Origin of the sequence: Billgrantia kenyensis (assembly GCF_013697085.1) — a bacterium.
In the GTDB taxonomy this organism is placed as follows: domain Bacteria; phylum Pseudomonadota; class Gammaproteobacteria; order Pseudomonadales; family Halomonadaceae; genus Halomonas; species Halomonas kenyensis.
In genome coordinates this window covers 231,306-257,585 of the sequence record NZ_JACEFT010000001.1, presented here as the reverse complement: position 1 = coordinate 257,585, position 26,280 = coordinate 231,306, and the positions used below count along the sequence as shown (strand labels likewise).

At 65.2% G+C, this 26,280-nt stretch carries 25 protein-coding genes; 9 read left to right on the top strand and 16 right to left on the bottom strand.

Annotated elements, in window-relative coordinates; translation table 11 throughout:
• Window positions 1-5 precede the first annotated feature (5 nt).
• Complete coding sequence (locus tag H1D44_RS01085) at window positions 6-1,010, bottom strand: LysR family transcriptional regulator (RefSeq protein ID WP_181512998.1); 1,005 nt, start codon at window positions 1,008-1,010, stop codon at window positions 6-8.
• Between the two features lie 12 nt (window positions 1,011-1,022).
• A complete protein-coding gene (locus H1D44_RS01080; protein WP_181512997.1) occupies window positions 1,023-1,460 on the bottom strand; it encodes a VOC family protein in 438 nt (145 codons plus the stop codon).
• Window positions 1,461-1,673: 213 nt separating this feature from the next.
• Between H1D44_RS01080 and H1D44_RS01075 the strand changes: the two genes are divergently transcribed.
• Genes H1D44_RS01075 through H1D44_RS01065 form a run of 3 tightly spaced genes read left to right on the top strand, consistent with a single transcriptional unit; the run spans window position 1,674 to window position 4,090 of the window.
• Entirely contained in the window at window positions 1,674-2,426 is a 753-nt protein-coding gene (locus H1D44_RS01075) for a 5-oxoprolinase subunit PxpA (protein ID WP_181512996.1), read from the top strand.
• 9 nt (window positions 2,427-2,435) lie between these two features.
• Window positions 2,436-3,155 carry a 5-oxoprolinase subunit PxpB gene (pxpB, locus tag H1D44_RS01070; protein ID WP_238984342.1) on the top strand — a complete coding sequence of 240 codons (720 nt, stop codon included), beginning with the start codon at window positions 2,436-2,438 and terminating at the stop codon, window positions 3,153-3,155.
• Entirely contained in the window at window positions 3,152-4,090 is a 939-nt protein-coding gene (locus H1D44_RS01065) for a 5-oxoprolinase subunit C family protein (RefSeq protein ID WP_181512995.1), read from the top strand. Before pxpB ends, H1D44_RS01065 begins: the two co-directional genes overlap by 4 nt.
• A gap of 9 nt (window positions 4,091-4,099) precedes the next feature.
• Here the strand turns inward: H1D44_RS01065 and H1D44_RS01060 are convergent, their stop codons facing one another.
• From H1D44_RS01060 to H1D44_RS01020, 9 genes are all read right to left on the bottom strand, one after another.
• Window positions 4,100-4,321, bottom strand: a complete 222-nt coding sequence (locus H1D44_RS01060) for a dehydroquinate synthase/iron-containing alcohol dehydrogenase family protein (protein WP_181512994.1) — start codon at window positions 4,319-4,321, stop codon at window positions 4,100-4,102.
• A 159-nt stretch (window positions 4,322-4,480) separates the two neighbouring features.
• The gene (gene csiR / locus H1D44_RS01055) at window positions 4,481-5,173 is read right to left on the bottom strand and encodes a DNA-binding transcriptional regulator CsiR (protein ID WP_181513269.1); all 693 of its coding nucleotides are present in this window, start codon (window positions 5,171-5,173) and stop codon (window positions 4,481-4,483) included.
• 111 nt (window positions 5,174-5,284) lie between these two features.
• Complete coding sequence (locus tag H1D44_RS01050; protein ID WP_181512993.1) at window positions 5,285-5,896, bottom strand: ABC-type transport auxiliary lipoprotein family protein; 612 nt, start codon at window positions 5,894-5,896, stop codon at window positions 5,285-5,287.
• Window positions 5,893-6,831, bottom strand: coding sequence for an MlaD family protein (locus H1D44_RS01045; RefSeq protein WP_181512992.1), 939 nt, complete (start codon window positions 6,829-6,831; stop codon window positions 5,893-5,895). The genes H1D44_RS01050 and H1D44_RS01045 overlap by 4 nt, the downstream gene beginning before the upstream one ends.
• The gene (locus tag H1D44_RS01040) at window positions 6,831-7,637 is read right to left on the bottom strand and encodes an ATP-binding cassette domain-containing protein (RefSeq protein WP_181512991.1); all 807 of its coding nucleotides are present in this window, start codon (window positions 7,635-7,637) and stop codon (window positions 6,831-6,833) included. Before H1D44_RS01040 ends, H1D44_RS01045 begins: the two co-directional genes overlap by 1 nt.
• Window positions 7,634-8,755, bottom strand: a complete 1,122-nt coding sequence (locus H1D44_RS01035) for an ABC transporter permease (RefSeq protein ID WP_181512990.1) — start codon at window positions 8,753-8,755, stop codon at window positions 7,634-7,636. The genes H1D44_RS01040 and H1D44_RS01035 overlap by 4 nt, the downstream gene beginning before the upstream one ends.
• A 114-nt stretch (window positions 8,756-8,869) precedes the next feature.
• Entirely contained in the window at window positions 8,870-9,679 is an 810-nt protein-coding gene (locus H1D44_RS01030; RefSeq protein ID WP_181512989.1) for an IclR family transcriptional regulator, read from the bottom strand.
• A 90-nt stretch (window positions 9,680-9,769) separates the two neighbouring features.
• On the bottom strand, window positions 9,770-10,978 hold the full coding sequence (locus tag H1D44_RS01025) for a 3-oxoadipyl-CoA thiolase (RefSeq protein WP_181512988.1): 1,209 nt from the start codon (window positions 10,976-10,978) through the stop codon (window positions 9,770-9,772).
• Window positions 10,979-10,998: 20 nt separating this feature from the next.
• Window positions 10,999-12,528, bottom strand: coding sequence for a 3-hydroxyacyl-CoA dehydrogenase (locus H1D44_RS01020; protein WP_181512987.1), 1,530 nt, complete (start codon window positions 12,526-12,528; stop codon window positions 10,999-11,001).
• Window positions 12,529-12,730: 202 nt separating this feature from the next.
• Here H1D44_RS01020 and H1D44_RS01015 point away from each other — a divergent pair, with 202 nt between their 5' ends.
• From H1D44_RS01015 to H1D44_RS00990, 6 genes are all read left to right on the top strand, one after another.
• Entirely contained in the window at window positions 12,731-13,882 is a 1,152-nt protein-coding gene (locus tag H1D44_RS01015) for an acyl-CoA dehydrogenase family protein (protein ID WP_181512986.1), read from the top strand.
• Entirely contained in the window at window positions 13,882-15,504 is a 1,623-nt protein-coding gene (locus tag H1D44_RS01010; protein ID WP_181512985.1) for a class I adenylate-forming enzyme family protein, read from the top strand. Before H1D44_RS01015 ends, H1D44_RS01010 begins: the two co-directional genes overlap by 1 nt.
• The gene (locus H1D44_RS01005; RefSeq protein WP_181512984.1) at window positions 15,501-15,926 is read left to right on the top strand and encodes a PaaI family thioesterase; all 426 of its coding nucleotides are present in this window, start codon (window positions 15,501-15,503) and stop codon (window positions 15,924-15,926) included. The genes H1D44_RS01010 and H1D44_RS01005 overlap by 4 nt, the downstream gene beginning before the upstream one ends.
• On the top strand, window positions 15,923-17,311 hold the full coding sequence (locus H1D44_RS01000; RefSeq protein WP_181512983.1) for a hypothetical protein: 1,389 nt from the start codon (window positions 15,923-15,925) through the stop codon (window positions 17,309-17,311). Before H1D44_RS01005 ends, H1D44_RS01000 begins: the two co-directional genes overlap by 4 nt.
• A 68-nt stretch (window positions 17,312-17,379) precedes the next feature.
• Complete coding sequence (locus H1D44_RS00995; RefSeq protein ID WP_181512982.1) at window positions 17,380-18,141, top strand: electron transfer flavoprotein subunit beta/FixA family protein; 762 nt, start codon at window positions 17,380-17,382, stop codon at window positions 18,139-18,141.
• Window positions 18,142-18,210: 69 nt separating this feature from the next.
• Window positions 18,211-19,161: an electron transfer flavoprotein subunit alpha/FixB family protein gene (locus H1D44_RS00990; RefSeq protein ID WP_181512981.1), complete on the top strand. Its 951-nt coding sequence runs from the start codon at window positions 18,211-18,213 to the stop codon at window positions 19,159-19,161.
• Between the two features lie 83 nt (window positions 19,162-19,244).
• Here the strand turns inward: H1D44_RS00990 and H1D44_RS00985 are convergent, their stop codons facing one another.
• The 5 genes from H1D44_RS00985 to H1D44_RS00965 all read right to left on the bottom strand — a co-directional run bounded on the left by H1D44_RS00985 (window position 19,245) and on the right by H1D44_RS00965 (window position 26,259).
• On the bottom strand, window positions 19,245-20,333 hold the full coding sequence (locus H1D44_RS00985) for an acyl-CoA dehydrogenase family protein (RefSeq protein ID WP_181512980.1): 1,089 nt from the start codon (window positions 20,331-20,333) through the stop codon (window positions 19,245-19,247).
• A gap of 24 nt (window positions 20,334-20,357) precedes the next feature.
• Entirely contained in the window at window positions 20,358-21,551 is a 1,194-nt protein-coding gene (locus H1D44_RS00980; RefSeq protein WP_181512979.1) for an acyl-CoA dehydrogenase family protein, read from the bottom strand.
• Window positions 21,548-22,999 carry an enoyl-CoA hydratase/isomerase family protein gene (locus H1D44_RS00975; protein WP_181512978.1) on the bottom strand — a complete coding sequence of 484 codons (1,452 nt, stop codon included), beginning with the start codon at window positions 22,997-22,999 and terminating at the stop codon, window positions 21,548-21,550. Before H1D44_RS00975 ends, H1D44_RS00980 begins: the two co-directional genes overlap by 4 nt.
• An 8-nt stretch (window positions 23,000-23,007) precedes the next feature.
• The gene (locus H1D44_RS00970) at window positions 23,008-25,032 is read right to left on the bottom strand and encodes a TRAP transporter permease (RefSeq protein ID WP_181512977.1); all 2,025 of its coding nucleotides are present in this window, start codon (window positions 25,030-25,032) and stop codon (window positions 23,008-23,010) included.
• Between the two features lie 66 nt (window positions 25,033-25,098).
• Complete coding sequence (locus H1D44_RS00965) at window positions 25,099-26,259, bottom strand: TAXI family TRAP transporter solute-binding subunit (RefSeq protein ID WP_181512976.1); 1,161 nt, start codon at window positions 26,257-26,259, stop codon at window positions 25,099-25,101.
• Between the last annotated feature and the right edge of the window lie 21 nt (window positions 26,260-26,280).

Below are 26,280 nucleotides of genomic sequence, written 5' to 3'. Positions count from 1 at the left end.
GGTCATTACCTTGTTGGTCTTGTGGGTTTCGCTCGTGTTGACTGCGGGTGTATCGCGGGTAAACCCGGCCGCACCCATCGGCCGGAAAAGTCGCCATGGCCCATCTCTTCCCTGCGTGCGAGGGCATAGCGTTCGGCGCACTGCTGGGCCAATAGTCCGACGTTACGACAGAAACGGGGATGGTTTCCCCTGCGCCAGATGACGTCGTAGATCATGTCCGGGAGCGGCACCGGCAGCTCGATTCGATACAGCTGGCCCTGTCGCCATTCGTCCAGGACCGTCGCGACGGGGAGGGCGCCAATGCCCAGGCCCTCCATCGTCATGCGCACGATGGTCATGAGCGTGCTCACGCTGTGTATGCGTGGCGCCTCGATGCCTCGCTGGGCCAGGTAGGCCACCAGCTCCTCATAAGGACGGGCGTTCTTGCCGAAGGAAATGAATGGAAGGCGGGTCAGCCAGATATCGCTCGGCGCCGACAGCATCTCCATGTGGTCCGGGGAGACGAACATGCCCATTTCGTAGGGGCTGAGCGGCAACCGGTCGATTCGCTCGGGTTCCAGATAGCCGTTCATGGCCAGCAGGATATCGAGTTCGTTGGCGGCGAGCTGCCGATTGAGCGCCGGTGAGTAGTCGACATTGAGTTCGATGGTCAGCAGCGGGTAGCGCTGTGTCAGGCAGCGCATGAAGTCGGGTAGCCAGCTGTGTGCGATGGTCTCGATGGCGCCGAGCCGCAGCGGGGCCGAGTAACCTTCGTCATCCTCGAAAAGCTTCAAGGCCTCGTCGCGTTGCTCGAGCAGCCGCTCGGCGTGGAGGAAGAATTCACGGCCGCGCATCGTCGGTTGAATCGGCCTCGCCGAACGTTCGAGCAGCACCTCGCCCACGCTCGCCTCGAGGCGTGAAATGCGCTCCGAAACCGAAGGCTGGGTCAAGTGCAGGCGTGCTGCTGCCTTGCGGAAGGAGCCCAGCCGCACTGCCCAGACGAATGCCTCAAGCTCCTTGAAATCGAGCATGACGAGGCCGACTCACGCCTTCTTGAACAGCTGTTCTTCGCGGTTCTTGAACGCCTTGAATTCGAGCGCATTGCCGGAAGGGTCGTAGAAGAACATGGTGGCCTGTTCGCCGGGTTCGCCCTTGAAACGAATGTAGGGCTCGATCTCGAACTCGACGCCATTGTCACGCAGCTTCTGCGCAAGGGCTTCCCAGGCTTCCATCTCCAGCACCACCCCAAAGTGGGGCACCGGGACGCCATGTCCGTCGACAGGGTTCTTGTGGCTGGAAACGGGACTTTCCTTGAGCGCAGGGTTGAGATGGCAGACGAACTGATGGCCATACAGGTCGAAGTCGACCCAGCTTTCCGAGGAGCGCCCCTCGGGACAGCCAAGAAAATCACCGTAAAAGCGGCGAGCTTCGTCGATATCGCGGACCTGCACAGCCAGATGGAAGGGATCCTTGACCGCCATTAGGGGGACTCCTCTTGTTGGCATTATGTAGCGGGATTGCTTCATTGATAATCGCCATGCGCTATGACGTCAACCATTTTTCCGCACAATAACAATATGATAGGCGATACCGATATTTAGTATCGTGAAAAACGATTGGCCTGAGAGCAGGCCGCTTCATATAGTGAGAACGTCGTCTTTCCTCAAACAACAACGCATCCAACAGGAGACTACATGACCGTACCGCTGCTCAATTGCGACATGGGAGAAAGCTTCGGCAATTACTCTCTCGGGCTGGATAGCGAGGTCATGCCCCACGTCGATTGCGCCAATATCGCCTGTGGTTTTCACGCTTCCGACCCCCACGTCATGCGGCGCACGGTCAGGCTTGCCGTCGAGCACGGCGTCAGGGTCGGCGCGCATCCGGGCTATCCCGACCTGATGGGTTTCGGCCGCCGTTCCATGAACTGTCCGCCGGCGGAAGTCGAGGACATGGTGCTGTACCAGGTTGGCGCCCTGGCGGGGATATGCGAGGCAGAGGGCACCAAACTGCAATACATCAAGCCACATGGTGCACTCTACAACGACATGGCCCGCGATGCCGAGCTGCTGCGGGCGGTGATGCGCGCCGTGCGCAGCTACGATGCCGCGCTGCCGCTGATGCTGATGGCAACTGCCGAGCCCGAACCCAGCCGTCGCCTGGCCCGGGAAATGGGTGTGGCCATCTGGTTCGAGACCTTCGCCGACCGGGCCTATGACGCCCAGGGCCATCTCGTTTCGCGGCGCGAACCGGGGGCTGTGCACCATGACCAGGAGATCATCGTGGCCCAGGCGGTGAGGCTCGCCCGCGGCGAACCCCTGCAGGCGAACGACGGCACTTCGCTGCACCTGCCCTGCGACACCCTTTGTGTACACGGCGACAATCCCGAATCCGTGGCGGCAGTACGTGCCATTCGCGATGCCTTCCAGACCCTCGACAGGGTGTGACGAAACCAGATGAGCGAGATGAAACGGGCGGCACGGATCGAGCTCGTGGCAATGGACGCGTTGATGGTGCGACTCTTCGATACGATCGACGAAACCAACATGGGCTGGATCGTGGCTGCCGACAAGCAACTTCGGCAAGTCTTTGCCGAGGACCTGATCGACCTGGTGCCGTCCTACACCACGCTGATGGTTCACTATGACGCCCTGCGGCTCAGCCACGCAGAAGCCCTGCAGCGAATCGAACAGGTACTCGAGTCTCTGCAACCGACTGACACCAGGCAGGGGCGACGACATGAGGTGCCGGTCTGGTACGATCCCAGCGTTGGACCCGAACTCACCCGCGTCGCCCAGCAGGCAGGAATCGCTGAGGAAGACGTGGTGAAGCGACACTGCAGCCGGGACTACTACGTCTTCGCGCTGGGGTTTGCACCCGGTTACGGCTTCATGGGCCTGGTGCACGAGGCCTTGGCGACACCGCGCCTGAAGACGCCCAGACGCCGGGTGGCCGCAGGCAGCGTGGGCATTGCCGAGCGGCAAACGGCCATCTATCCGCTGCTGTCCCCAGGGGGATGGAACATCCTGGGCCGTACCACTTTTCCGCTGTTCGAGTACGCCCTGCGTGGCGAGCCTCTGCTGAGGCCTGGCGATCGGGTGCGGTTCCAGCCAATCAGCCGCGAAGAGTTCGTTGCTCAGGGCGGAGATACGACACCGCTGGAGGCCGCACCATGAGCTCAGGCGAGTACGGTTCACTGCGTGTCGTGAGAGCCGGCCCGCTGGCACTGGTGGTGGATAACGGCCGCTACGGGGTTCGCCACCTAGGTGTCACCCAAGGCGGCGCTGCCGATTGGTTCTCGTTTCACTGGGCCAATTGGCTACTGGGGAATGCACTCGATGCCGCGGCGCTGGAAATCGTCATCGGCGGCGGTCTTGAGCTGGAAGCGCAGGCGGATGCAACGCTGGCGCTGATGGGGGCCGACCTCGACGCTCAGCTGGATGACCGCTCCCTGCTGCCTGGCGCCAGCTTCGAGGTTCGCGCCGGGCAACGCCTGGTCTTTCGTCAACCACGCAATGGGCTGCGTGCCTACCTGGCGGTACCTGGCGGCTTCTCTGTACCGAAGGTGCTTGGCAGCCGCAGCGCCACGCCTCGGGAGCAGTTGGGCGGTCAGCATGGCGATGGCCGGACGCTGATGGTGGGCGACAGCCTGGAATGGCATGGCCGTTCGTCCGGCAGTCGCGGACTGCCATTCGAGCCAGCGACCAGCTTGTCGCTATCAGGAAATTACCTGGCGCTGGTACCCGGTGCCCAGATCGGCCACTTCAGCGGTGCCAGCCTGTCGCGCGCCTTCAACCTGCCCTGGCAGGTCGACGATCGCGCCGACCGTATGGGCGTCCGGCTGGTGGGGCCGCGCCTGGTCTGCCGCCTGGGCAGCATGATTTCGGAGGGCATACCCCTGGGGGCGGTACAGGTGCCACCTGACGGCCAACCGATAGTGCTACTCAACGACCGCCAGACGATCGGTGGCTATCCACGTCTTGGTGCGCTGACGCCGCTTGCCGTAGCCCGCCTGTCACAATGCCTGCCGGGGCGCGAGGTAAGGCTCGTGGCGACCGCACGCGAACAGGCGCTGCAAGTCCATCGACGCTGCCTGGCAGCGTTGCAGTGAGCGGCTCAGTCAGGCGCCGAGGCCACTCTCGCGCAGCACCTGGTCGAGGCTGGGTCTATCGACCCCCATGGGTGGATTGAGGGCGTCTTCCAGCAGCAGTTGGGCCTCGAGATCGCGAATGCCCACACCCAGGCAGCGCTCGATCAGTTCAGCCTTGCTCTGGCCTGTACTCTGGGCGAGGCGCTCGAGGCGGGTCTCAATATCGCGGGAAAACCTGAGCAGATGTGGCATGACTCCCTCCGTAGGCCCCTGGGCAGCCTGGCTGTACGTGGACGCACTTCACTTTCAGCTTTCAACATAAGACGATCCGGGCGATCTGTCACCAGCATGATGACGCCGGCACATGACAGGCAAATGACGCCGAGGTGAAGTTCGTGAAGTTCGTGAAGTTCAGGTCAGCCCGCGTCGTGTCATCACTTCAGTGATGATGGGCACAGGTGTCATCAGGTGCTCGCGCATCATTTCGGCGGCGCTATCGGCCCGGCGGTCGAGGATGACTTCGACCAGGGCAGCGTGTTCCTGTCGCTTGCGCTCCAGGGCCTCTTCGGAAAAGACGGTTTCACGCAGCCACAGGTGCCGATAGCGTTCTACCTGGTCGAACAGGCTTTCACGTACCTGCAGCAGGTGAGGGGAGCGGCAACCGCTGGCAATGGCCGTGTGGAAGGCCTTGTGGCGTGTGTCCCAGACGTCCAGCAACTCCTCGGGAGAATTGACTTCCATGACCTTGGCCAGGGTGTGCGCCTTGGCCAGGATATCGGCTTCCCAGGCATCGTCGCCACGCTCGATGGCAAGCTGGAGGATCAGCCCCTCGAGCTGGGCGCGAGCATCGTAGAGATCCGCCAGCTCATCCAGCGACATCGGGGCGACGCGATAGCCACGCTGGCTGATGGCCACCACCAGACGCTCGGCCACGAGCTGGGACAAGGCCTCGCGGAGCGGGCCGATGCCCAGGTTGTAACGCTCCTTGAGGCGGCTCATGAGCAGCTTTTCGCCCGGCTGGAATTCACCTCGCGTGATGTCTCGCTTGAGCCAGTGATAGGCACTGATGGCGAGATTCTGGCGTGGCGAGATGTCCATGGTCATTGTCATTGGTTCCCTTGAGTTTGCCTGACATGATACCTAAACGCAGCCATTGTCGGTAACCGCTCGGCATTTATACCAAGTATCTATAATTCATGGGGAGGTTGGGCAGACTCAGCGGTTGCCGAGCTGGCTTACGGTCCAGTCGACCAGCTCACCGACCAGCCTGTCCGTGGCCGCGCCGAAGGCCGTGACGACATCAGGAATGGCCTCGCTTTCGGCCTGGTGTCGCTGCCTGAATCGCTGGCTGGCAATGAGCCGCTGTGAACGGGTTTCGACCAGGCGGACATCCAGCCGTACCACGGCTTCGGGGAGCGCACCGTCATACACGCTGTGAAAGGTTCGCAGGTCGCTGAGCAGCTCCACTTCCGCCGACACGGTGCTTTCCGCATGCGCCAGGCGCGGGATTCGGCCATCGTCCTGGAAGGCGTCGACCAAGCGATCGCGGACGAGCTGTGGCATGGTGTCGGACCAGCGAACCCCCTGATAGACCCGTAGCTGGTTGGGTTGCGGTTCGACGACGATACGTGAGCCTTCCAGCAGACCGCTGGCCCTGGGTGTTGAAAGGCGCAGCGTGGTATCGACCCCCGGAGCGGCCGGTTCGATCGCCTGAGCAGGTAGATTGTACAGAGCCGTGGACTGGCGCTCCGGCACCAGATTGCAACCCGCCAGTGTCAGGCTGAAGGCAGCCAACAGTACACCGGCCAGAGTAGAAGTGCGCTTCATGGGGTGAACTCCTCGACCCGATCACGACCCAGCAGGAAATCACGTGGATTGTCTTCCATGCGGCGCACCAGCCGATTGAGGGCCGAGAGGGTGTTGCGCAACTCCAGGGTAGCCGGTCCGAGCCCCTGGACACCGCGCATGCCGCTTTCCAGGGCCTCCTGATTCTCCTCCAGCAATGATTCCAGGCTCTGAGCCGTTCGGGCCAGGCTGGAGGTGAGCTGACGGGCGTCGACCATGATGCCCTCTGCCTGGCCCTGCATCATGCCGCTGGTGCGGTTGGCCAATTCACGGAATTCCGCCAAGGCACGCGCCGCCTCCTGGGAAACGTCGGCCATGCTTTCTGCGACGCGACCGGGAGCATCGCCGATGGCGGCAAACTGAGCCGTGGTGCGTTCCAGGTTGGCCAGTATCTGCTCGACACTTGCCACGTTCTCGTCAGAGAGCACGGCTTCCAGGCGTGAGAGTACGCGATTGACATTGCCCAGCAGCTCCTCGCTGTCGCTGAGCAGGGCGCCCAGTGGAGACTGGTCGGCGACGATGCGAGGCGGGTGACCTGCTCGGGTAACGAGTAGCGGGCTCTCTGGCGTGCCACCGTGGAGCTGGATGGACATGCTGCCGGTAATGTTGGCCAAGGCGAGGCGTGCCCGTGTGTCCTGGCGGATGGGCACCTGGCTTTCCACCCGGATGATGGCCTTCACGTTGCGTGGGTCGGCTGGGTCGAGGCGAAGATCGAGGACGTCGCCGACGCGGACGCCGCTGTACTCCACGGCGTTGCCCTCCGAGAGGCCGCTGACACCGTGATTGAAGAGCACTTCGTACTCCGTGTAGGCCTGGTCGCGAGTACTCTGGTTGAGCCATAGGGCAAACAGTGTCCCGCCAACGGCCGTCAGCACGATGAACAGGCCGATGACGACATGGTGCGCGCGGGTTTCCATCAACGCTTCTCCCTGTGCAATGCCGACGGGTTGCTTGCGGCTTGGCTGGCTGCCCGCCCCCTGGGGCCGTGAAAGTATTCTCGAATCCAACTGTCTTCGGTGCGTTCTACCACTGACAGCGTATCGGCGACCAGTATCCGCTTGTCGCCAATCACCGCGACCCGGTCGCAGCTCGAGTACAGCGTATCGAGGTCGTGGGTGACCAGGAAGACGCTGAAACCCAGGGCATCACGCAGAGTCAGGATCAAGCGGTCGAAGGCAGCGGCACCTATCGGGTCGAGTCCGGCCGTGGGTTCGTCGAGAAACAGCACCTCGGGGTCGAGGGCCAGCGCGCGGGCCAGCGCGGCACGCTTGACCATGCCGCCGGAGAGCTCAGCCGGGTTGAGCCGCGCCGCGTCGGGCGGCAGACCCGCCAGGGCCAGCTTCAGTCGAGCGAGACGCTCGGCATCGGTGCGCGGCATGCCCACATGCTCGATCAGCGGCAGGGCGACATTTTCCTGGAGGTTGAGGGAAGTGAACAGGGCACCACGCTGGAAAAGCACACCGAAGCGACGCTCGACCTTGGCGCGCCTGGCGGGAGCCAGGCGCTGCAGGTTCTCGCCGAAGACGCGAATGGAGCCGCCATCGGGGCGCTTCAAGCCGACGATGCTGCGTAGCAGAACCGACTTTCCGGTCCCTGAACCGCCCACCACGCCGAGAATTTCGCCGCGGCAAATATCCAGGTCCAGGTCCTCATGCACCACATGGCTGCCAAAGCGGTTGACCAGGCCGCGGATCTCGATGACGGGCTCATTCGCTTGACTCACCACCCCATCTCCATGAAAAACAGCGCAGCCAAGGCATCGAGCAGGATCACCATGAAAATCGATTGCACGACGCTTGAGGTGGTGTGCTCGCCAACCGACTGGGCGCTGGCAGCCGCCTTGAAACCCTCGAGGCAGCCAATCACCGCGACCAGGAAAGCGAAAATTGGCGCCTTGACCATGCCGATCAGGAAATGACGCAGGGGAATATCTCGCTGCAGGATATTGAGAAACTGGGTGGGGCTGATATCCAGGGCAAGGGCGCATACCAGGCCGCCTCCCAGCATCCCGCTCAGCATCCCGACCAAGGTCAGGATTGGCAGGCTGATCATCATTGCCAGCACCCTCGGCAACACCAGCAGCTCGACAGGATTGAGGCCCTGGGCGCGCAGGGCATCCAGCTCCTCATTGGCCTTCATCGAGCCTATTTGAGCGGTGAAGGCACTGGCGGTTCTACCTGCCAGCAGGATGGCAGCAAGAAGGACGCCGAACTCCCGCAGAAAGGAGTAGGTCACCAGGTCTACCGTGTAGATGGTGGCCCCGAAGTCGCGCAGCACCGTGGCGCCGAGGAAGGCCACCACCGCCCCCACCAGGAAGGTCAATAGCGCCACGATGGGGATGGCGTTGAGCCCGGTCTGCTGGACATGTGCGACCAGGGCGGTGACCCGCCAGCGCCAGGGTGTTAGGAGCGTTGCGAACAGGGTGCTGAGCGTCAGGCCAATGAAGGCCACGAGCTGCAGCTGCTGTCGTGCCAGGTGTACGGCCAACTCACCGAGTCCGGCCAACGCCGTCAGGGGAGTGATGCGCGGCTTGGGGGGAGCTGTCAGCGGGGTCCGTGTCGCCTCGGCAACCGCTTTCAGCAGGGCCTGGCGTTCGGCGGGGAGAGCGGGAGCCCACTCGCCGATGTTGGCAATGCTGTCAGGGCCCAGCAACTCGACAAGCAGCGCGGCTCCTGACGTGTCCAGCTCACCGAGCCTTGCCAGGTCTACGGTTTCGACGCCGCGGGCGCGCACCACGGCCTCCCGCAGCCTGGCGTAGTGAGCTAGCGTCCAGTCACCGACGGCGCTCAGTCGCTCGTCTTGCTGCTCGAGCGTGCCGGGACGAGAAACGGTGTCAGGCATGTGAGTCGTTCATCACCCCTTGAGAAGGTTGCATGGTGCCGGCAAGGCCTGTGACGATCACTATATCCTCATATTCAGTGAGGTAACAGCGAGGCGGAGCGATCGAGCCTGCTGCTAGCCACCGCCGTGACGCAACTCCCCGAGTATGCGACGTGCGACTTCCTTCAGCCGCGGCCCGAGGTTATCGAGCATGATGGAGTGACCGAGGCGATGGGCGGCCCCCCCGCAGTTGATCGCCATCACCTCGGCGCCATCCTCGAGCACCAGTGGTACGGCGACGGCGCTGATCTGGGATTGCCAGTCGCCCTCGGACAGGCAGAAGCCGTGACGGGCATACTCTTCCTGGCTGCGCCTGATTCCCTTCTCCAGCGCTGGCCAGTCGCTACCATGCGCCTTGGCCAGTTCGACAAGCGCTGCCTCCCGACGCGCTTCGGAAAGCCCGCAGAGCCAGGCACGGCCGATCGCCGTCGTTGCCATTGGCAGCCGTGAGCCCACATCGAGCCTGACGATCAGCGGGCCGCTGCCGTGGCAGCTTTCGATATAGACCATGTCCGTCTTGTCCGCCGCCCCGAGGCTTACGTTGCAGTCCGTCGCCTCGGCGAACTGCTGCATGAAGGGTCGGGCGATCTCGCGGATCCCCTGGCTGGCCAGGAAGCGATAGCCCAGCGCCAGGATGCCGGGCCCCAGGCGATACTTCTCCAGCCGGGTGTTGTGCCTGAGGTAGCCGAGCTGGGTCAGGGTGTAGGTCAGGCGCGATACCGTCGGGCGGGGGATGCCGGTACGGTTGGAAAGCTCGGCATTTCCGAGGTATTCCTCACCGGCGCCAAAGGCCCGCAGCAGCTCCAGGCCGCGGGCCAGGGCCGTGACGAAGTTGCGGTCCTTGGTCGGCGGGGTAGCGTCATCCAGCGGGGCGGGTTCGTTCATGGCGGTTCCCTGTCGCGAAATCGTTTGGCGCAGTATCGCATATTGCCCCGGACAAGGTCCGTTGGCGGACCGGCCCGGGGCGTCGTGGTTTCAGCCGTTTACCCTTTCGATGACGCAGGCGATGCCCTGGCCGACGCCAATGCACATGGTGATCAGGGCGTAGCGCCCGCCGCTGGCTTCCAGCTGACGCAGGGCGGTCAGGGCCAGGCGTGCGCCCGAGGCGCCGAGGGGGTGGCCGATGGCAATGGCACCACCGTTGGCGTTGAGCCGACTGTCGTCGGCATCGAGGCCTAGCTGCTTTACGCAGCCCAGCACCTGCACGGCAAAGGCCTCGTTGATCTCGATCACGTCCATCTGGTCCAGGGTGAGGCCGGCCCGCTCGAGCGCCTTGCGGCTGGCTGGCACCGGCCCCAGGCCCATGACCCGGGGTTCAACGCCGTCCACGGCGCTGGCCACGATGCGTGCCCGCGGTGCGACGCCCGCCCGCTCACCGGCCGCCAGGCTGCCGACAACCAAGGCCGCAGCACCGTCATTGAGGCCCGACGCATTGCCGGCTGTTACCACGCCGTCTTCGAACAGCGGACCGAGGCGTGCCAGCTTGTCGGCGTCCGTTCCGGGGCGCGGATGCTCGTCTCGGCTCACCTCCAGAGGCGGCTGCTTGCGCCCTTGGGGAACCTCGATGGCCAAAAGTTCACCGCTATAGAAGCCACGCTCCAGTGCCTCGCCGTAGCGCGCCTGAGAGCGTGCCGCGAAGGCATCACTGGCGTCGCGGCCGATCCCGAGGTCATGGGCCACGTTGTCGGCGGTCTCGGGCATGCTGTGGCTGCCATACTCCTTGGCGATCCACGGATTGGGAAAGCGTGACCCGATCACGGTGTCGTACATCGGCTGGTTACGGGCGAAGGGCGACTCCGCCTTGCCCAGGACATAGGGGGCGCGGGACATCGACTCCACCCCGCCGGCGAGAAACAGCTCGCCCTCGCCGAGGCGGGTGGCGCGGGCGGCGTCGATCACCGCGGCGAGTCCGCTGCCACAGAGGCGATTGACGGTCTGCGCCGCCACGGATACCGGCAGTCCGGCTCGCAGGCCCGCATGGCGGGCCACGTTACGTGAGTCTTCACCCGCTTGATTGGTGCAACCGGCCAGCACTTCCTCATAGGCGTCGGGCGAGAAGGCGTTGCGCTCGACCAGTGCCTTGAGCACGTGGCCGAGCAGGTCGTCCGGGCGCACGGGAGCGAGACTGCCGCCATGGCGGCCGAAGGGGGTACGCAGGCCGTCGTACAGATAGGCGTCTGGCATGGAATTCTCCTTGTGCAGCATCAAGCCGAAGTCAACGGCAGGTCGAGGATGGCTCGACGGCGAAGCCAGGGGCTTGCGCGATAGCGCGGGTCACCGGTGGCGGCCAGCATGTTGTCGAGAATGGTTAGAATGCGGCGGTTGCCGTAATGGTCGCCCATGGCCAGAGGCCCACGGGGATAGCCGAGCCCGAGTTCCACGGCGCGATCGATGGTGGCGGGTTCGGCCACGCCCTGCTGGGCGATGTCGCAGCCGACGTTGACGATGCACGCCACCACCCGCTGCAACACGAACCCGTTGCTGTCGTTCATCACGCTCACTGGCGTGCCGTCGTAGCCCAGCAGGGCCCTGGCGATATCGCGGTACTGCATCTGGGTGGCAGGCGTGGTCATCAGGCTACGGCGGCGCTCGAGGCCGGCCAGCATGTCCACCGCCACGCAGCGCTCGGCAGGCAGGTTCAGGCGCAAGGCGCAGCTCGTGGCATCTTCCCCCAGCGGGGCAATCAGGCACAGCGCATCCGTCGCTGGCACTTCGCCGCTATCCAGGGGCCAACCGGCAGCACTTACCAGGTCCGTGAGCAGCCGGCGGGACGCGTCATCCTCGGCGCCGATCCACACGGGATGCGGCTGGGCCTCGGGCAGGGGCGCCTCCTCAGGCACCTGGGGCTTGCCGTCGAGGTAGCGATAGAAGCCCTCATCGCTCTTGCGCCCCAGCAGGCCTGCTGTCAGGCGCTGGCGAGTCAGCGGAGAAGGGCGAAAACGCGGCTCTTCGTAGTATTGGTGGTAGATCGACTCCATGACCGCGTGCGAAACGTCGAGGCCGGTGAGATCGAGCAGGGAAAACGGGCCCATGCGAAAGCCCCCCTGATCGACCAGGATGCGGTCGATCGTGGCATGGTCAGTGACGCTTTCGCCGAGCAGGCGCAGGGCCTCGGTGCCGAAGGCACGTCCGGCATGGTTGACCAGAAAACCCGGCGTATCGGTAGCGCGGGCGGTGAAGTGGCCCATGGCCTGGCCCAGCGCTGCGACCCGCTCGGTAACCTCCGGCGCGGTGCGCAGGCCCGGGATCACCTCGACGATCTTCATCAGCGGCACGGGGTTGAAGAAATGGAAGCCGATCACCCGCTGCGGCAGGCGGCAGGTCGAGGCGATCGCTGTCACTGAAAGCGAAGAGGTGTTGGTCGCCAGTACCGCCCCTTCGTCGAGGATCCCTTCGAGCTGCTCGAACAGCGCCTGCTTGGCGTCAAGCTTCTCGACTATGGCTTCGATCACGATATCGCAGCCGGCCAGGTCCTCCAGGGTCGCTGCTTCCTTGAGACTGGCACGAAAGCGCTCGGCCTCGGTTTCACTGAGACGCTGTTTCTGCACCCCGCGAGACCACATCCCGCCGATGAAATCCTGCGCTTCTGCGACAGCGCCTTCACGCAGATCATGGAGGTAGACGGTCAGGCCGGCCTGAGCGGCGATCTGGGCGATGCCGCGCCCCATGGCGCCGGTGCCGACGATCCCCAGGGTATGGAAGGGGGTGGGCTGGGGCGACGTGCCATTCGACATGCTGGCGTCCTCTCTGGTCCTGTTTAGCATTTCGTAATGCGGAACATGATTCCGCAAAGTTGACGATCATCCTAGGCTATGCAACAGTGCCTGGCAACTTCTGCGGACTTTCATTCTGCTTAGCGAAATAAAGGCAGAGAGAGTCAAGAATTTCAAGGGCCAGTGGGACTCGGTCCAGCCGTCATCATCGTGAGGACATGACATGATTCGCGATCCTGAAGTACTCGATCAGCTCATCGATACCATCTCTCGTTTCGTGCGCGAACGGCTTATTCCCAATGAAGCGCGGCTGGCGGAGGAGGATGCCGTGCCCCCCGAGCTGCTAGAGGAAATGAAGCAGATGGGACTGTTTGGCCTGTCGATCCCGGAAGAGTACGGCGGCCTGGGGCTGACGCTCGAGGAGGAAGTCCTTGTTGCCATGGAGATCGGCAAGACCTCACCGGCCTTTCGCTCGATCTTCGGCACCAACAACGGCATCGGCGCCCAGGGCATCCTGATCGACGGGACCCCGGAGCAGAAGACGAAATACGTGCCGCGCCTGGCCACCGGAGAGCTGCTCAGCTCCTTCTGCCTGACCGAGCCCGATTCCGGCTCCGATGCTGCCAGCCTGCGCACCACGGCGGTGCGTGACGGCGATCACTATGTACTCAACGGCACCAAGCGCTTCATCACCAACGGCCCCCACGCCGATGTCTTTACCGTGATGGCGCGCACCGATCCCGGCAACAAGGGTGCCGGAGGCATCACGGCTTTCATCGTCGAGGGCGACACCCCCGGTCTCAAGCGCGGCCCGGCGGACAAGAAGATGGGTCAGAAAGGCGCGCATACCTGTGACATCATCTTCGAGGATTGCCGGGTGCCGGCCGAGAACATCATCGGCGGGAAGGAAGGGCAGGGCTTCAAGACTGCGATGAAGGTGCTCGACCGCGGCCGCCTGCACATCTCGGCGGTCTGCGTCGGCGTCGCCGAGCGCCTGGTCGAGGAATCCCTCGCCTACGCCATCGAACGCAAGCAGTTCGGCGTGTCGCTGGCCGAGCACCAGCTGGTCCAGGCGATGCTGGCCGACAGCAAGACCGAGGCCTATGCCGGCCGCACCATGGTGCTCGACGCCGCCCGACGCAAGGACGAGGGAGAGAACGTTTCGACCCTGGCCTCCTGCTGCAAGCTGTTCTGCGCCGAAATGGTCGGGCGCGTGGCCGACCGTGCGGTACAGGTCCACGGCGGCGCCGGCTACATTTCCGAATATGCCGTGGAGCGCTTCTACCGCGACGTGCGTCTGTTCCGCATCTACGAAGGCACGACCCAGATCCAGCAGGTCGTGATCGCCCGCAACATGGTGCGGGAGGTGAGCTGATGGCCCACGCAAGCGAGCTGAAGGCCCCCTTGGCGGCTCGCCGGGCGCCTGACGAAGCCATCTTCGGCCGCCTGGCGAGTGAGCTGGTGGACGAGCTCCCCCAGCGCCTGAGTACCCGGGTGCTGGAGAATGCCGAGCGACTGGGCGACTTGCCGGCGCTGGTTGACGGCGAAATACGCTGGAGCTACGCCGAGCTGGGACAAGAAATTCGTGCCGCCGCCGAATGGCTTGCCACGCTGGGTGTGCGTCCGGGCGATCGCATCATGACGGTCAGCGAGAACTGCCGGGCGCTGGTGGCACTGCTGCTGGCAGCCAGCGAGTGCGATGTCTGGGTCGCCATCGTCAATTCCCGGCTCTCCGCCCAGGAGATCGATGCAATCCGCGACAACTGTCAGCCGCGAAGGGTGTTCTACACCAGCGAGGCGTCCCCCGAGGCGGAGGCCCATGGCCAGCGTCATGGCGCCGAGGCGTTCGAACATCCCACGCTCGGTCAACTGCGACTCTCACCGTCGAACGGGGTGGAGGCAGAGCCGGTCGCGACCAGCGGTGCCGACCAGGTGGCGGCAATGATCTACACCTCGGGCACCACGGGCACCCCCAAGGGAGTGATGCTGACCCATCGCGGGATCCTCTATATCGCTTCGCTTTCGGGAGGCATGCGCCACCTTCGCGAAGGCGAAAGGGTATACGGCGTACTGCCGATGTCCCATGTGTTCGGCCTCTCTTCGGTGTGCATGGGTTCGCTCTACAATGGCGCCTGTCTCTACACCGTGCCACGCTTTGACGCCACCGCCATGCTGGCGGCGCTGGAACATGAGCACATCACCGTGCTTCAGGGCGTGCCGGCGATGTTCGCGCGGACGCTGGAGTTCCTGCGCCGTGAAGAGCGCCCCCTCGTCGCCCCCGCACTGCGCTACATCTCCGCCGGCGGCTCGCCGCTCGACGGCGACCTCAAGCGGAGAGTCCAGTCGCTGTTCGACCTTACGCTGCACAACGGCTACGGCCTCACAGAGGCTAGCCCGACCATCAGTCAGACCCGCATCGACGATCACTTCGATACCCACACCGTAGGCCGTGTGCTTCCGCTGCTGGAGTATCGCCTCGAGCCCCTCGGGGAGGGTGGCGAGGACGAGCCCGACCATGCGGGCGCCGGTGAGCTCTGGGTTCGCGGCCCCAACGTGATGAAGGGGTACTTTCGCCAGCCCACGGCCACCCGGGCCTGCCTGACCGAGGACGGCTGGCTGAATACCGGCGATATCGCGCGCTTCGACGAGGATGACCAGCTCTATATCGTCGGCCGCAGCAAGGAGCTCATTATCCGCTCCGGCTTCAACATTTATCCGCCCGACGTGGAAGCGGTGATCAACGAACACCCGGACGTGACCCTGTCCGCCGTGGTGGGACGCCAGGTGGATGGCAACGAGGAAGTGATCGCCTTCGTTCAGTGCGAGCCTGGCGCCACGCTTAGCCAGGCCGAGCTGCGCGAGTTCATTGGCCCTCGGCTGGCACCGTACAAGCGTCCCACTCGGCTGATCCTGATGGATACGCTGCCGGCCACTGCCAGCGGCAAGATCCTCAAGGGTCGCCTGCGCGACATGGCCGGTCGGGAGGACACGGCATGAGTGCAGCCGCTTCCCGAGCGCTGATGGGATACCACGAACTGCTCGGCATGCAGGTGGTGGAGTGGTCAGAGGGAGTCGCCGTGGTCGAGCTGGTGGCCGACGAGCGCCACCTCAATCGCAGCGGCATCGTGCACGGCGGGGTGCTCACCTCGATGCTGGACAGCGCCCTTAGCCTCGCCGGGCTCTACTGTGACGCACCCGGGCGGGTGCGCCGCGGCATGACGCTTTCGCTCACCACTACCTTCGTCGGTCCCGCCGGGGCCGGCGTGCTGCGTGCCACCGGCAGACTGCGCGGCGGCGGGCGCAAGGTCTACATGGCCAGCGGCGAAGTCATCGACGCCGATGGCGAGCTGCTGGCCATCGCCGAAGGATCCTTCCGGCGCCGCAGCGGCAGCGAGTCGCCGGAGGGCTTGCCCGGGTGACGGCGGCACGCCTGCGCGCGGGCCTGCTGCTGGTCGTCACGCTGTGCACCCTGTGGCATCTCGTCTACGGCAGCGTCATGCTCCAGGCCCTGGGGGTCATCGCGCTGGCGGGCTACCTGGCCACGCTGCGAGGCAGACTATCGCGCATGGCCCGCGGCCTGCTGCTGGCTGCAGGGTTGGCGAGCCTGGTGGCGCTGTGGCAGGCCGAGGCGCCGGGAAGGCTGTTGTTCGAGGCGAGCGGGCGCTTCGCCTTCTTCGCCACCTTCGTCGTGGCACTGAGCCTGCTGCGCCTGCCGGCCTATCGCTCACGCCTGGTGCGCCGTTGCGGCGAGGCCATGTTGCTGCAGCCGCCGGGGCGCCGCTACCCGATCCTTTCCGCCGGCTCGGCGCTGTTCGGCATCATCCTCAACATCGGGGTGCTCAATCTTTTCGCCGGCATGATCGAGAAGAGCAACACCCTGGCCGCGGCTCAGGGACGTACCTGGGTGCGACAGGCGCGTCAGCGACGCATGATGCTGGCCCTGTTGCGCGGGTTCTCGCTGGCACCCTTGATCTCGCCAATGGGGATCGGCGTTGCAGTCGTGCTCTCGAGCCTGCCGGCGCTGCGCTGGATCGACCTGGCGCCCTTTGTGATCGGTGCCGCGGGGGTGATCTTTGTGGTGGGATGGAGCGTCGACTACCTCACCGGCCCACACCCTGCGGCACACCGCGATGCCGCTTCGCCCCCCTCGCTGCTGCCACTGGGACAATTCAGCCTGCTGCTGCTGGGCATCGTCTCGCTGGTGTTCCTGCTGGCCTGGGCGCTCGAACTACGGCTGCCGATTGCCGCCCTGGTCGGAGCGCCTGTCAGCACCATCGTCTGGCTTGCCTGGCAGCGACGCCGGATCGGCATGCTGGGCCTGCCGGCGGCACTTGCCAGCCTGCGCCGTCAGCTACCTTGGCTGGTGGCACCCATCGGCAACGAGATCGTGGTACTGGGGGCGGCGGGCTACCTTGGCCACCTTTGCGTGGCGCTGGTGCCGGTAGAGAGCCTGGGGCCGCTGCAGGCGGTCATCGAGCCGCTCGGGGCGGGCAATGCGGTGCTGGCGATGCTGCTGGTGGTGGGTCTGGCCCAGATCGGGATCAACCCGATCGTTACCGTGACGCTGCTCGTCGGCCTGCTTCCCTCACTGCCTATCGAGGGGCTGACGCCGGCGCTGACCGGCGCCGCCCTGATGGTGGGCTGGGCACTGGCCCTCATGTCGTCGCCGATGACGGCCTCAATGCTGATCCTGTCGCGCTTTACCGGGGTGGCCTCGACCCACATCGGCTATCGCTGGAATGCACGCTTTCTGCTGGCCTGCATTCCGCTGTTGTCAGGCTGGTTCCTGTTCGCTTCGTGGTGATCGCCAGCGGTAAGGGCAGCTTGACACTCATCATCCCAGCTAAGCTGGTCACAATCGGGAGAACACGCATGAAGATCCTTGTCGCGGTCAAACGCGTCATCGACTACAACGTCAAGATCCGGGTCAAGGCGGATCACTCCGACGTCGACCTGACCAACGTCAAGATGGCCATGAACCCCTTCTGCGAGATCGCCGTGGAAGAGGCCGTGCGCCTGAAGGAGCGCGGGGTCGCCACCGAGGTGGTGGCCGTGACCATCGGTCCCAAGGCCGCCCAGGAGCAGCTGCGCACCGCGCTGGCATTGGGCGCCGATCGGGCCGTTCACGTCGAGACCGAGGAGCGCGTCGAGTCGCTGGCCGCGGCCAAGCTGCTGGCCAAGGTGGTGGAGGAGGAGCAGCCGCAGCTGGTCATTCTCGGCAAGCAGGCGATCGATACCGACAATAACCAGACCGGGCAGATGCTGGCCGCGCTGGCGGGCCTGCCCCAGGGCACCTTCGCCTCCGAGGTGGTAGTCAGCGGCGACGGGGGTGATGGAAAGCTCCAGGTCACCCGCGAGATCGATGGTGGCCTGCAGACCGTCGAGCTGACCCTGCCGGCCATCGTCACCACCGATCTGCGCCTCAACGAGCCGCGCTACGCCAAGCTGCCCGACATCATGAAGGCCAAGAAGAAGCCGCTGGACGTCAAGTCGCCGGCCGATCTCGGCGTCGAGGTGGCGAGCAGCCTCACGCTGCTCAAGGTCGAGTCGCCGGCCGAGCGCAAGGGCGGCATCAAGGTGGGCTCCGTGGACGAGCTCGTGGACAAACTGAAGAACGAAGCCAAGGTTCTGTAAAAGCGGCTTGTGTAAACAGATCTTTGACAACGGTTCTTTGAAGACAGAGCTGTGATAGGAGTGGAATCCATGAGCGTACTGGTCCTTGCCGAACATCACGACGGCATTCTGGTTGGCGCCACCGCCCACGTGGTTGCCGCAGCTCAGCAGTTGAAAGCGTCCATCGGTGGAGACGTCGATATCCTGGTCGCCGGCGAGAACGTCGGCGCGGTGGCCGAAGCCGCCGCCAGACTTGACGGCGTGGCCAAGGTCCGCGTGGCCGACCACGCCGTCTACGCCCACCAGCTGGCCGAGCCGATGGGCGCGCTGCTGGCCGAGCTGGCCGGCGACTACAGCCATGTGCTGGCCGCCGCCTCCACTACCGGCAAGAATGTGCTGCCGCGCGTCGCCGCGCTGAAGGACGTCAGCCAGATCTCCGAGATCGTCGAAGTGGTCGATGGCGACACCTTCAAGCGTCCGATCTACGCCGGCAACGCCATCGCCACGGTGCAGAGCGCCGACAGCCTCAAGGTGATCACCGTGCGCAGCACCGGCTTCGATGCCTGCCCTGATAGAGGGAGCGAGGGCGGCAGTGCCGCCATCGAAGCGGTGGATTTCGTCGCCGACAACGCCCAGTCCACCTTCGTCAAGCAGGCGCTGGCCGAGAGCGATCGTCCCGAGCTTGCCGCCGCCAAGGTGGTCATTTCCGGTGGTCGCGGCATGGGCAGCGGCGAGAACTTCAAGCTGCTCGACGGCATCGCCGACAAGCTGGGTGCCGCTATCGGCGCCTCGCGGGCGGCGGTGGACGCCGGCTCCGTGCCCAACGACATGCAGGTGGGGCAGACCGGCAAGATCGTCGCGCCGGAGCTCTACATTGCCGTGGGCATCAGCGGTGCCATCCAGCACCTGGCCGGCATGAAGGACTCCAAGGTGATCGTGGCCATCAACAAGGACGAGGAGGCGCCGATCTTCCAGGTTGCCGATTACGGCCTGGTGGGTGACCTGTTCGAGATCCTGCCGGAGCTCGAGAGCAAGCTGTAGCCCATTCTCTGCTCACGGACTTCCTGAAAGGCAAAAGGCCCCGGTCCGGGGCCTTTTTGCATCACGGGCGACAGGAGGTGGCCTCAGGCCGCCGTCAATCGCTCGCTGACGCATTCAAGATGATGGTCCACATCGCCCAGGTGGTGATCGAACATGACCAGGTGCCGGGCATAGCGGGAGACCTGGCACTCTTCGGTCATGCCCATGGCGCCGTGGAGCTGGATCGCCTGCTCGGCGACGAAGCGAGCGGCCTCGCCGCAGTAGGCCTTGGCCGCGGAAATACGGTAGTCACGCTCGCTGGCGGGGCGCTCGAGGCTGGCTGCAGCGAGAATCGCCATCGAGCGGGCCTGCTCCAGGTTCAGGTGCATGTCGACCATGCGATGCTGCAGCACCTGGAAGCTGGCCAGCGGGGCGCCGAACTGCCGCCGCTCCTTGAGGTAGGCCAACGTCTGGTCGCAGGCGACCTGCATGGCGCCCACCGCCTCGGCGCAGAGCGCCGCACGCCCGAGTGCCAGGGCGGCGTCGAGAGCCTCGCTGGCGTCACCGCCCAGGTGAGCATCGATAGGCAGGACCACACTGTCCAACTGCACGTCGCTGGCGATCCAGTCGTCGATGGTGGCATAGTCGCGACGCGCGAGGCCACGGCTGTCGCTTGGCACCAGGAAGGCCCCCAGCGAGTCGTCGTCGAGCTTGGCCGTGACCACCAGGGCATCGGCCGCCTCGGCGGCAAGCACCCCCTGCTTGGTACCGTCGAGCACCCAGCCATCTGCCTGGCGCCGGGCGCGGGCGCCGATGGAGTGCGCGTCGTAGCGTGACGCGGCCTCCTGCCATGCCATCGCCAATCGGTGTTCACCGGCCAGCAGCGGGGTCAGCCAGCGCTCGCGCTGGGCCGAATCCGCCAGGCGGGCCAGGATGACACCGGGCAGCAGCAGGCCGGCCAGATAGGGGGCGCGCACCAGGCCGCTGCCGAGCGCCTGCATCACGATCATCACGTCGATGCCATCACCGCCCAGCCCACCGAGCTCCTCGGCGAACGGAAGCTGCAACAGGCCAAGCTCGGCGAAGGTGCGCCACAGCGCTGGGGACGTGGCCGCGTCGCCGCTCGCATCGGCGACCAGGCGCTCCAGGGTGTCGGCGAGCATGCGCTGCTCGTCGCTGTAGGAAAAATCCATGGGGGCTCCTTACGTGCTGACCGGTTACATACCGAGCAGCGTCTTGGCGACGATGCTCTTCTGAATCTCGTTGCTGCCGCCGTAGATAGAGAGCTTGCGCCGGTTGAGGTACTGGGCGCCAATGGCGGCGAATTCGCCTCGCTCAGGCTCCAGCGCCTCGTCGCCGTAGAGAAAGTCGGGAAAGAAGGGCAGGGCCAACGGGCCCAGTGCACGGCGGCTCAGCTCGCTGAGCTCCTGGCGCAGCTCTGAACCACGCACCTTGAGCAGCGAACTCTCGGCACCGGGCGCGCCGCCGTCGCGGGCCGCGGCTAGCACGCGCAGGTGGGTCACCTCCAGCGCCATCAGCTCGAGCTCGGCCTTGACCACGCGCTGGCGGAAGCTCGGCAGTTCGAGCAGTGGGCGGTCGCGGTGCTGGATTCGGCCCGCCAGCGACTTCAAATGGCGCAATGCCTGCTTGGCGTGGCCGAGGCCAGCGATACCGGTGCGCTCATGGGTGAGCAGGAACTTGGCGCAGGTCCAGCCCTGACCCTCCTCGCCGATGCGATTGACGACCGGCACGCGCACTTCATCGAGGAACACCTCATTGACCTCGTGGGCGCCGTCGAGGGTGACGATGGGGCGCACGCTGATCCCAGGGCTCTGCATGTCGATCAGCAGGAAGCTGATGCCGGCCTGCTTCTTGGCTTCGGGGTCGGTGCGCACCAGGCAGAACATCATGTTGGCGTGCTGACCCAGGGTGGTCCAGGTCTTCTGGCCGCTGACGATGTAGTGCTCGCCGTCGCGTACCGCGCGGGTACGCAGGCTGGCCAGGTCGGAGCCGGCACCGGGTTCGGAATAGCCCTGGCACCACCAGTCCTGATTGGAAAGAATGCGTGGCAGGTAATGGCGCTGCTGGGTCTCGCTGCCGAATTTCATGATCACCGGAGCGACCATGCTGACGCCGAAGGGCACTACGGTCGGCGCATGGGCCGCGGCGCACTCCTCGTCGAAGATGTGCCGCTCGATCGGCCCCCAGCCCGGGCCGCCGTGCTCTCGTGGCCAGCCGGAAGCCAGCCAGCCGCGCCGGCTGAGAACGTTCTGCCACCGGACATGGTCATCGGCAGAGAGTCGCCGGCCCAGGCGCACGCGCTCACGGATGTCGGCAGGCAGTTCGGCGGCCAAAAACTCGCGCACTTCCTGGCGGAACGCTTGCTCTTCGCAGGTGAAGTCGAGGTTCATGAGAGACACTCCCCGCCAGTGGCCTGGCTGGCCTGACGATGGGGCCCGCCCAGGTGACGAGGGTAGCCAAGCGCCTCGATGGCGAGCAGGTCGATGTCGCTGGTGCGATAGGCCCATCCGCGCTCGGCCAGCATCAGGCTCGCTGCCTCCATGGCCGCCCGGGAATTGGCGACATCGTCGCCTGCCGCCTGGGTCAGCGTTGCCAGCAGGCTGCCCTGACGGCTGACCACCATGGGAAGACGCAGTGCCTTGAGCGCATTGGCCACGGCTTGCTGCTGCTCGGCGCTAGTACGTAACACCACCAGCTCCGCCATGCCGCCGTCGGCCGAGACCAGCGCCAGGTCGGCGTCCGTGGCATCGAGCTCTTGGGCTTGCTCGGGCGACAGCAGGGCGACCTTCAGGCAGGTCTCGGCGCAGCTCTTTGCATAGCTCTTTGTGTAGTCCGAGGCGGCGCCAGGGGCGATCAGGCAGGCCTGGGTATCTGCGTCCGGAGCCGATGTGAGTTCGATGCCGGCTCGCTCGGCCTTGCTGCGCAGGCGCTCGAAAAGCGGATGGGTGCCGAGCAGGGCTAGGCGGGTCAGCGCCGCTGCCTCACCGACCTCGGGCACCTTGTGGGGAGTGCGGGCGGCAAAGAAGGCATGGATCAGCCCGGCACGCTGGGGAGAATCCATGCAGGCGAAGAACAGCTCCCTCTCGCGGCGCACCCCATCGGCAAGGCTGCCGTCGGTACTCAAGGCGATCGCGTCGACACAGCGGAAGGGGGAGTAGAGCTCGGGCACCTCGCTTTGCAGCTTGGTCCGGTAGCGCTCGATGGCCGCCGGATCGGCGGCAGGGGGCGGCAACTCAGCGGTGACTCGCGGCGTGCACTTGCCGGCCAGCACGTCTCGCGCCGCCGCCAGCCCCGCCTCGAGCGGGTCGTCAGCGTCCGACACGGCGTCGACGATGCCCAGGGCGAGTGCCTCGTCGGCATCGGCAAAGCGGCCGCTGGTAATCAGGTCGAGGGCCGCCTCGACGCCGGTCAGGCGTGGCAGTCGCTGGGTGCCACCGGCCCCAGGCAGGAGGCCCAGCTTGACCTCGGGAAGTCCCACCTTGGTACCCGGCAACACCACGCGCAGCTGGCAGCCCAGCGCCACCTCGAGCCCGCCCCCCAGGGCGTTGCCGTGCAGGACCGCAACGATGGGCTTGGTGCTGGCCTCAAGCTTGGTGATCACCTCCGGCAGAATGGGAGTCTGGGGCGGTTTGCCGAACTCGCGGATGTCGGCGCCGGCAATGAAAGTCCGGCCGCGAGCGTTGAGCACCAGCACCTGGGCCTCGCTGTCCTCGTTGCCAAGGGCGACGGCATCCATCAGGCCCTGGCGCACGGCCTGCCCCAGGGCGTTGACCGGCGGGTTGTCGATGGTGATCACGCCGATGTTGCCATGGCGTTGGTAGGAGACAGGGGAAGTCATGCGGTTCCTCATCGATCGGTAGAAGTCGTCATGCCAGCCAGGTGTGGTCGGGCCTGGCGCTGGCTCCAGCGAGCCAGCAGCACGGCTGGCACCAGGGCGGTCAGGGCACCGGCCAGCAACTCGAACTGGCTGAGCGGCACCATGCCGCCACCGGGCAGGGCGAACAGTAGGCCCGCCACCAGCACCAGCCCACGGCAGAGGCTTTCATGCAGTGCACCGATGCCGAGCCGGCCGACGCCGATCAGGTAGCCCTGCATGGCGGAGGCAAACAGCACGATTCCCACCACGGCCTGCACGAATACCAGCATGATCTGTAATGGCGCACCTTGCATGATCAATGCCGGATTGAGCACGAACAGGAAGGGAATGAAGTAGATCACGCTGCCCAGGCGCATGGCCTGCAGGCCGGTGGCCATGGGCCGCGCGCCCGCCACGGTCGCGGCGGCGAAGGCACCCAGCGCCACGGGCGGGGTGATGAAGCTGAGCATGCCCCAGTAGAGAATGAACATGTGCACCGCCATGGGGTCCAGGCCACCGCCCTGGATCAACGCGGGAGCCAGGGCCACGGCAAGGAAGATGTAGGCGGCGGTGACGGTCATGCCGATGCCGAGCACGAAGCTGGTCAGCGCGCCCATGATCAGCAGCAGCGGCACGCTGCCCCCGGCAATATGGATGAAGTCGTTGGCGATGGTGCCGGAAAGGCCGGTAATCGACAGCGCCCCGACCAGCATACCGACACCGGCCAGGATGGCGATCAGCTCGGCGAACAGCTTGGCCGCCGAGGATAGCGCCTCGCCCAGCTCGCGCAGGCCCCAGCGGTTGCGGCGCGAGAACTGGTTGAGCACCAGCAGCAGCGCAGTGGCATAGAAGGGAGCCACGGCCTCTCGCTGCATCACAAGAAGCATCCATACCAGCAGCGCGAAGACGAAGATGAAGTACCAGCCCTGCTTGAGGGTTTCCACCAGGGAGGGCAGCTCCACGGCGGGCAGGCCCTTGATGTCGTGTCGCGCAGCGTAGGCATCGATCTGGATGAACAGGCCGAGGAAGTAGAGGATCGACGGAATCACCGCAGCCAGGGCCACCGCAGCGTAGGGAACATCGAGGAACATCGCCATGACGAAGGCGGTCGCCCCCATCACCGGCGGCATCAGTACGCCGCCGGTGGAGGCACAGGCCTCGACCCCACCGGAGAACGAGCGGCCCATGCCGATGCGGCGCATGGCCGGGATCGACAGCACCCCCGTGGTCAGCACGTTGCTGATCACGCTGCCGCTCATCGACCCCATCAGGCCGCTGGAGAAGATCGAGACCTTGGCGGGACCGCCGCGAACATGGCCCAGCAGGGCAAATGCAAGATTGATGAAAAACCTGCCGCCGCCGCTCTTCTGCAGCACCACGCCAAAGACCAGGAAACCGATCACCAGCCCGGCAAAGGCCTGCAGCGGCACCCCCATGATGCTCTCGGTGCTCATGGTGTGATACATGGCAGTCTCCTCCAGGGTGGAGGGAAATGCCTGGATCGGCCCGGGCATGACGTCCGCCACCAGGGGATAGAGCGAGAACGTCGCGACGATGACGGCGATGGGCCACCCACCGGCACGACGCGCGGCCTCCACGATGAGCAGCCACCACGCATAGCTTGCCAGGATCGCGGTATCGGGAGCGGCGAAGGCCCAACCGCGCTCGAGGATCGCTTCGGCATGGTAGACGAAATAGCCACCGACGATCAGCGTGGCAAGGCTCAGCGCATAGTCGTACCAGGGAATGGGACGCTGCTGGCGTGACGATGCCACCGGCCACAGCAGATAGACCAGCGGTAGCAGCAGTGCCACCACGGCATAGTAGAACTGGGTTTCCAGCCCGGTGACGAAGCGCAGCCAGCCGAGGTTGAACAGGTAATCCAGCGTCATCATCATCAGTACTACGGTCACGGCACCGGGGATCCAGCGTAGCGCGGCCGGGAGCGTACGGATATGAGTGACCTTTTCCTTCAGCTGGCGTGTCGATTCGCTAGGGGCGGTGGGGGTGGTCATGGCAGCGTCCGTGAATCGGGGAGGAGGGGCGGCCAGGCCGCCCCCGGTACTGAGCCTGGGCCTCGGTCACTCGAAGACCGGATCGAGACCGGCCTCGCGTAGCGCTTCGGCGCGAGCCTGCATCCAGGCCTCCTCGAACTCGTCCTCGTCGTTCGGGGCGTCGGCGACGAAATCGTCCCAGGTGGCGATGAGCAGCTCCTGGCGTTCCACCAGCGCTTCCTGATGTGCCTGCATTTCATCGGTCCAGACACCGAGCTCCTCGTAATACGCCACTACCGCATCGTGGAACGGCACGACCCACTGCAGATCCTGATACTCGAAGGCGTAGCCCACGGCGCCGGGAGCGGCATCCTTGTAGTCGTCGTAGTTGTTCTGCAGCGCCTTGATCAGGCCGTAGGCCACCTTGTCATCGAGATCCTGGTTGGCCACCACGATCGGGTAAGGGTAGCTGGCACTGGGCACCGGGTTATCGGCACTTACGTTGCCTGCCCCAGCGGTGACCTCATGCGGGCGGAAGTAGGGCGCCACGGCCATCATGCGCTCCCAGCCCTCCGCGTCGTCGGGATCGAGCACCGGCCAGCTGACGCCGCGCGGGCTGCTGGCGAGCTGCTGCGCCGGCGGTGTCACGGTAGTGGTAAATGAGGCGTCCACATCGCCGGCAATGATGCCGTCGAACGAGCGGGAGTAGCCGGGATAGTCGACGCGCTCGACGTCATCCCAGGTCAACCCGCCGAAGGCCAGGTAGGCTTCAGTCCCCTTGTTCAAGGCGTCGTCACCGCGGATATAGGCGACTCGCTTGCCGGCCAGGTCGGCCGGGGTCTCGACGTCGAGATCGCCGGCCACGGCCAGCGAGAGTCCGAATGATGCGGTGGAGGTGGTGATAACCCTGATCGGCTGGGGCCCCCAGTCGCGATTGGCGAACATCATCACGCCTTCGGCACCGTAGTAGCTGGCGATGCCGCAGGCGCAGAGATCGACACGACCTTGTTTCAGCGGCGTCATGCGCGACACGTCATTGTCACCGGGCAGGATGCGTACCGAAGTGCCGTAGCTGTTTTGGAGCATGTTGCCGATGGCAACGGCCTGGGCATAGCCACTGGAGTTGGTGCCATAGGCGGTCCAGGCCATGGTGCGGGGAAGCTCGACCTCGCTGGCCTGTGCCACGCCGGCAGTGATCAGCGAGAGTGGAAGAGCCGCAAGAATGAGTGAGCGGGACAGCTGGCGCATAGGAGTCTCCTGTGCTGTGAA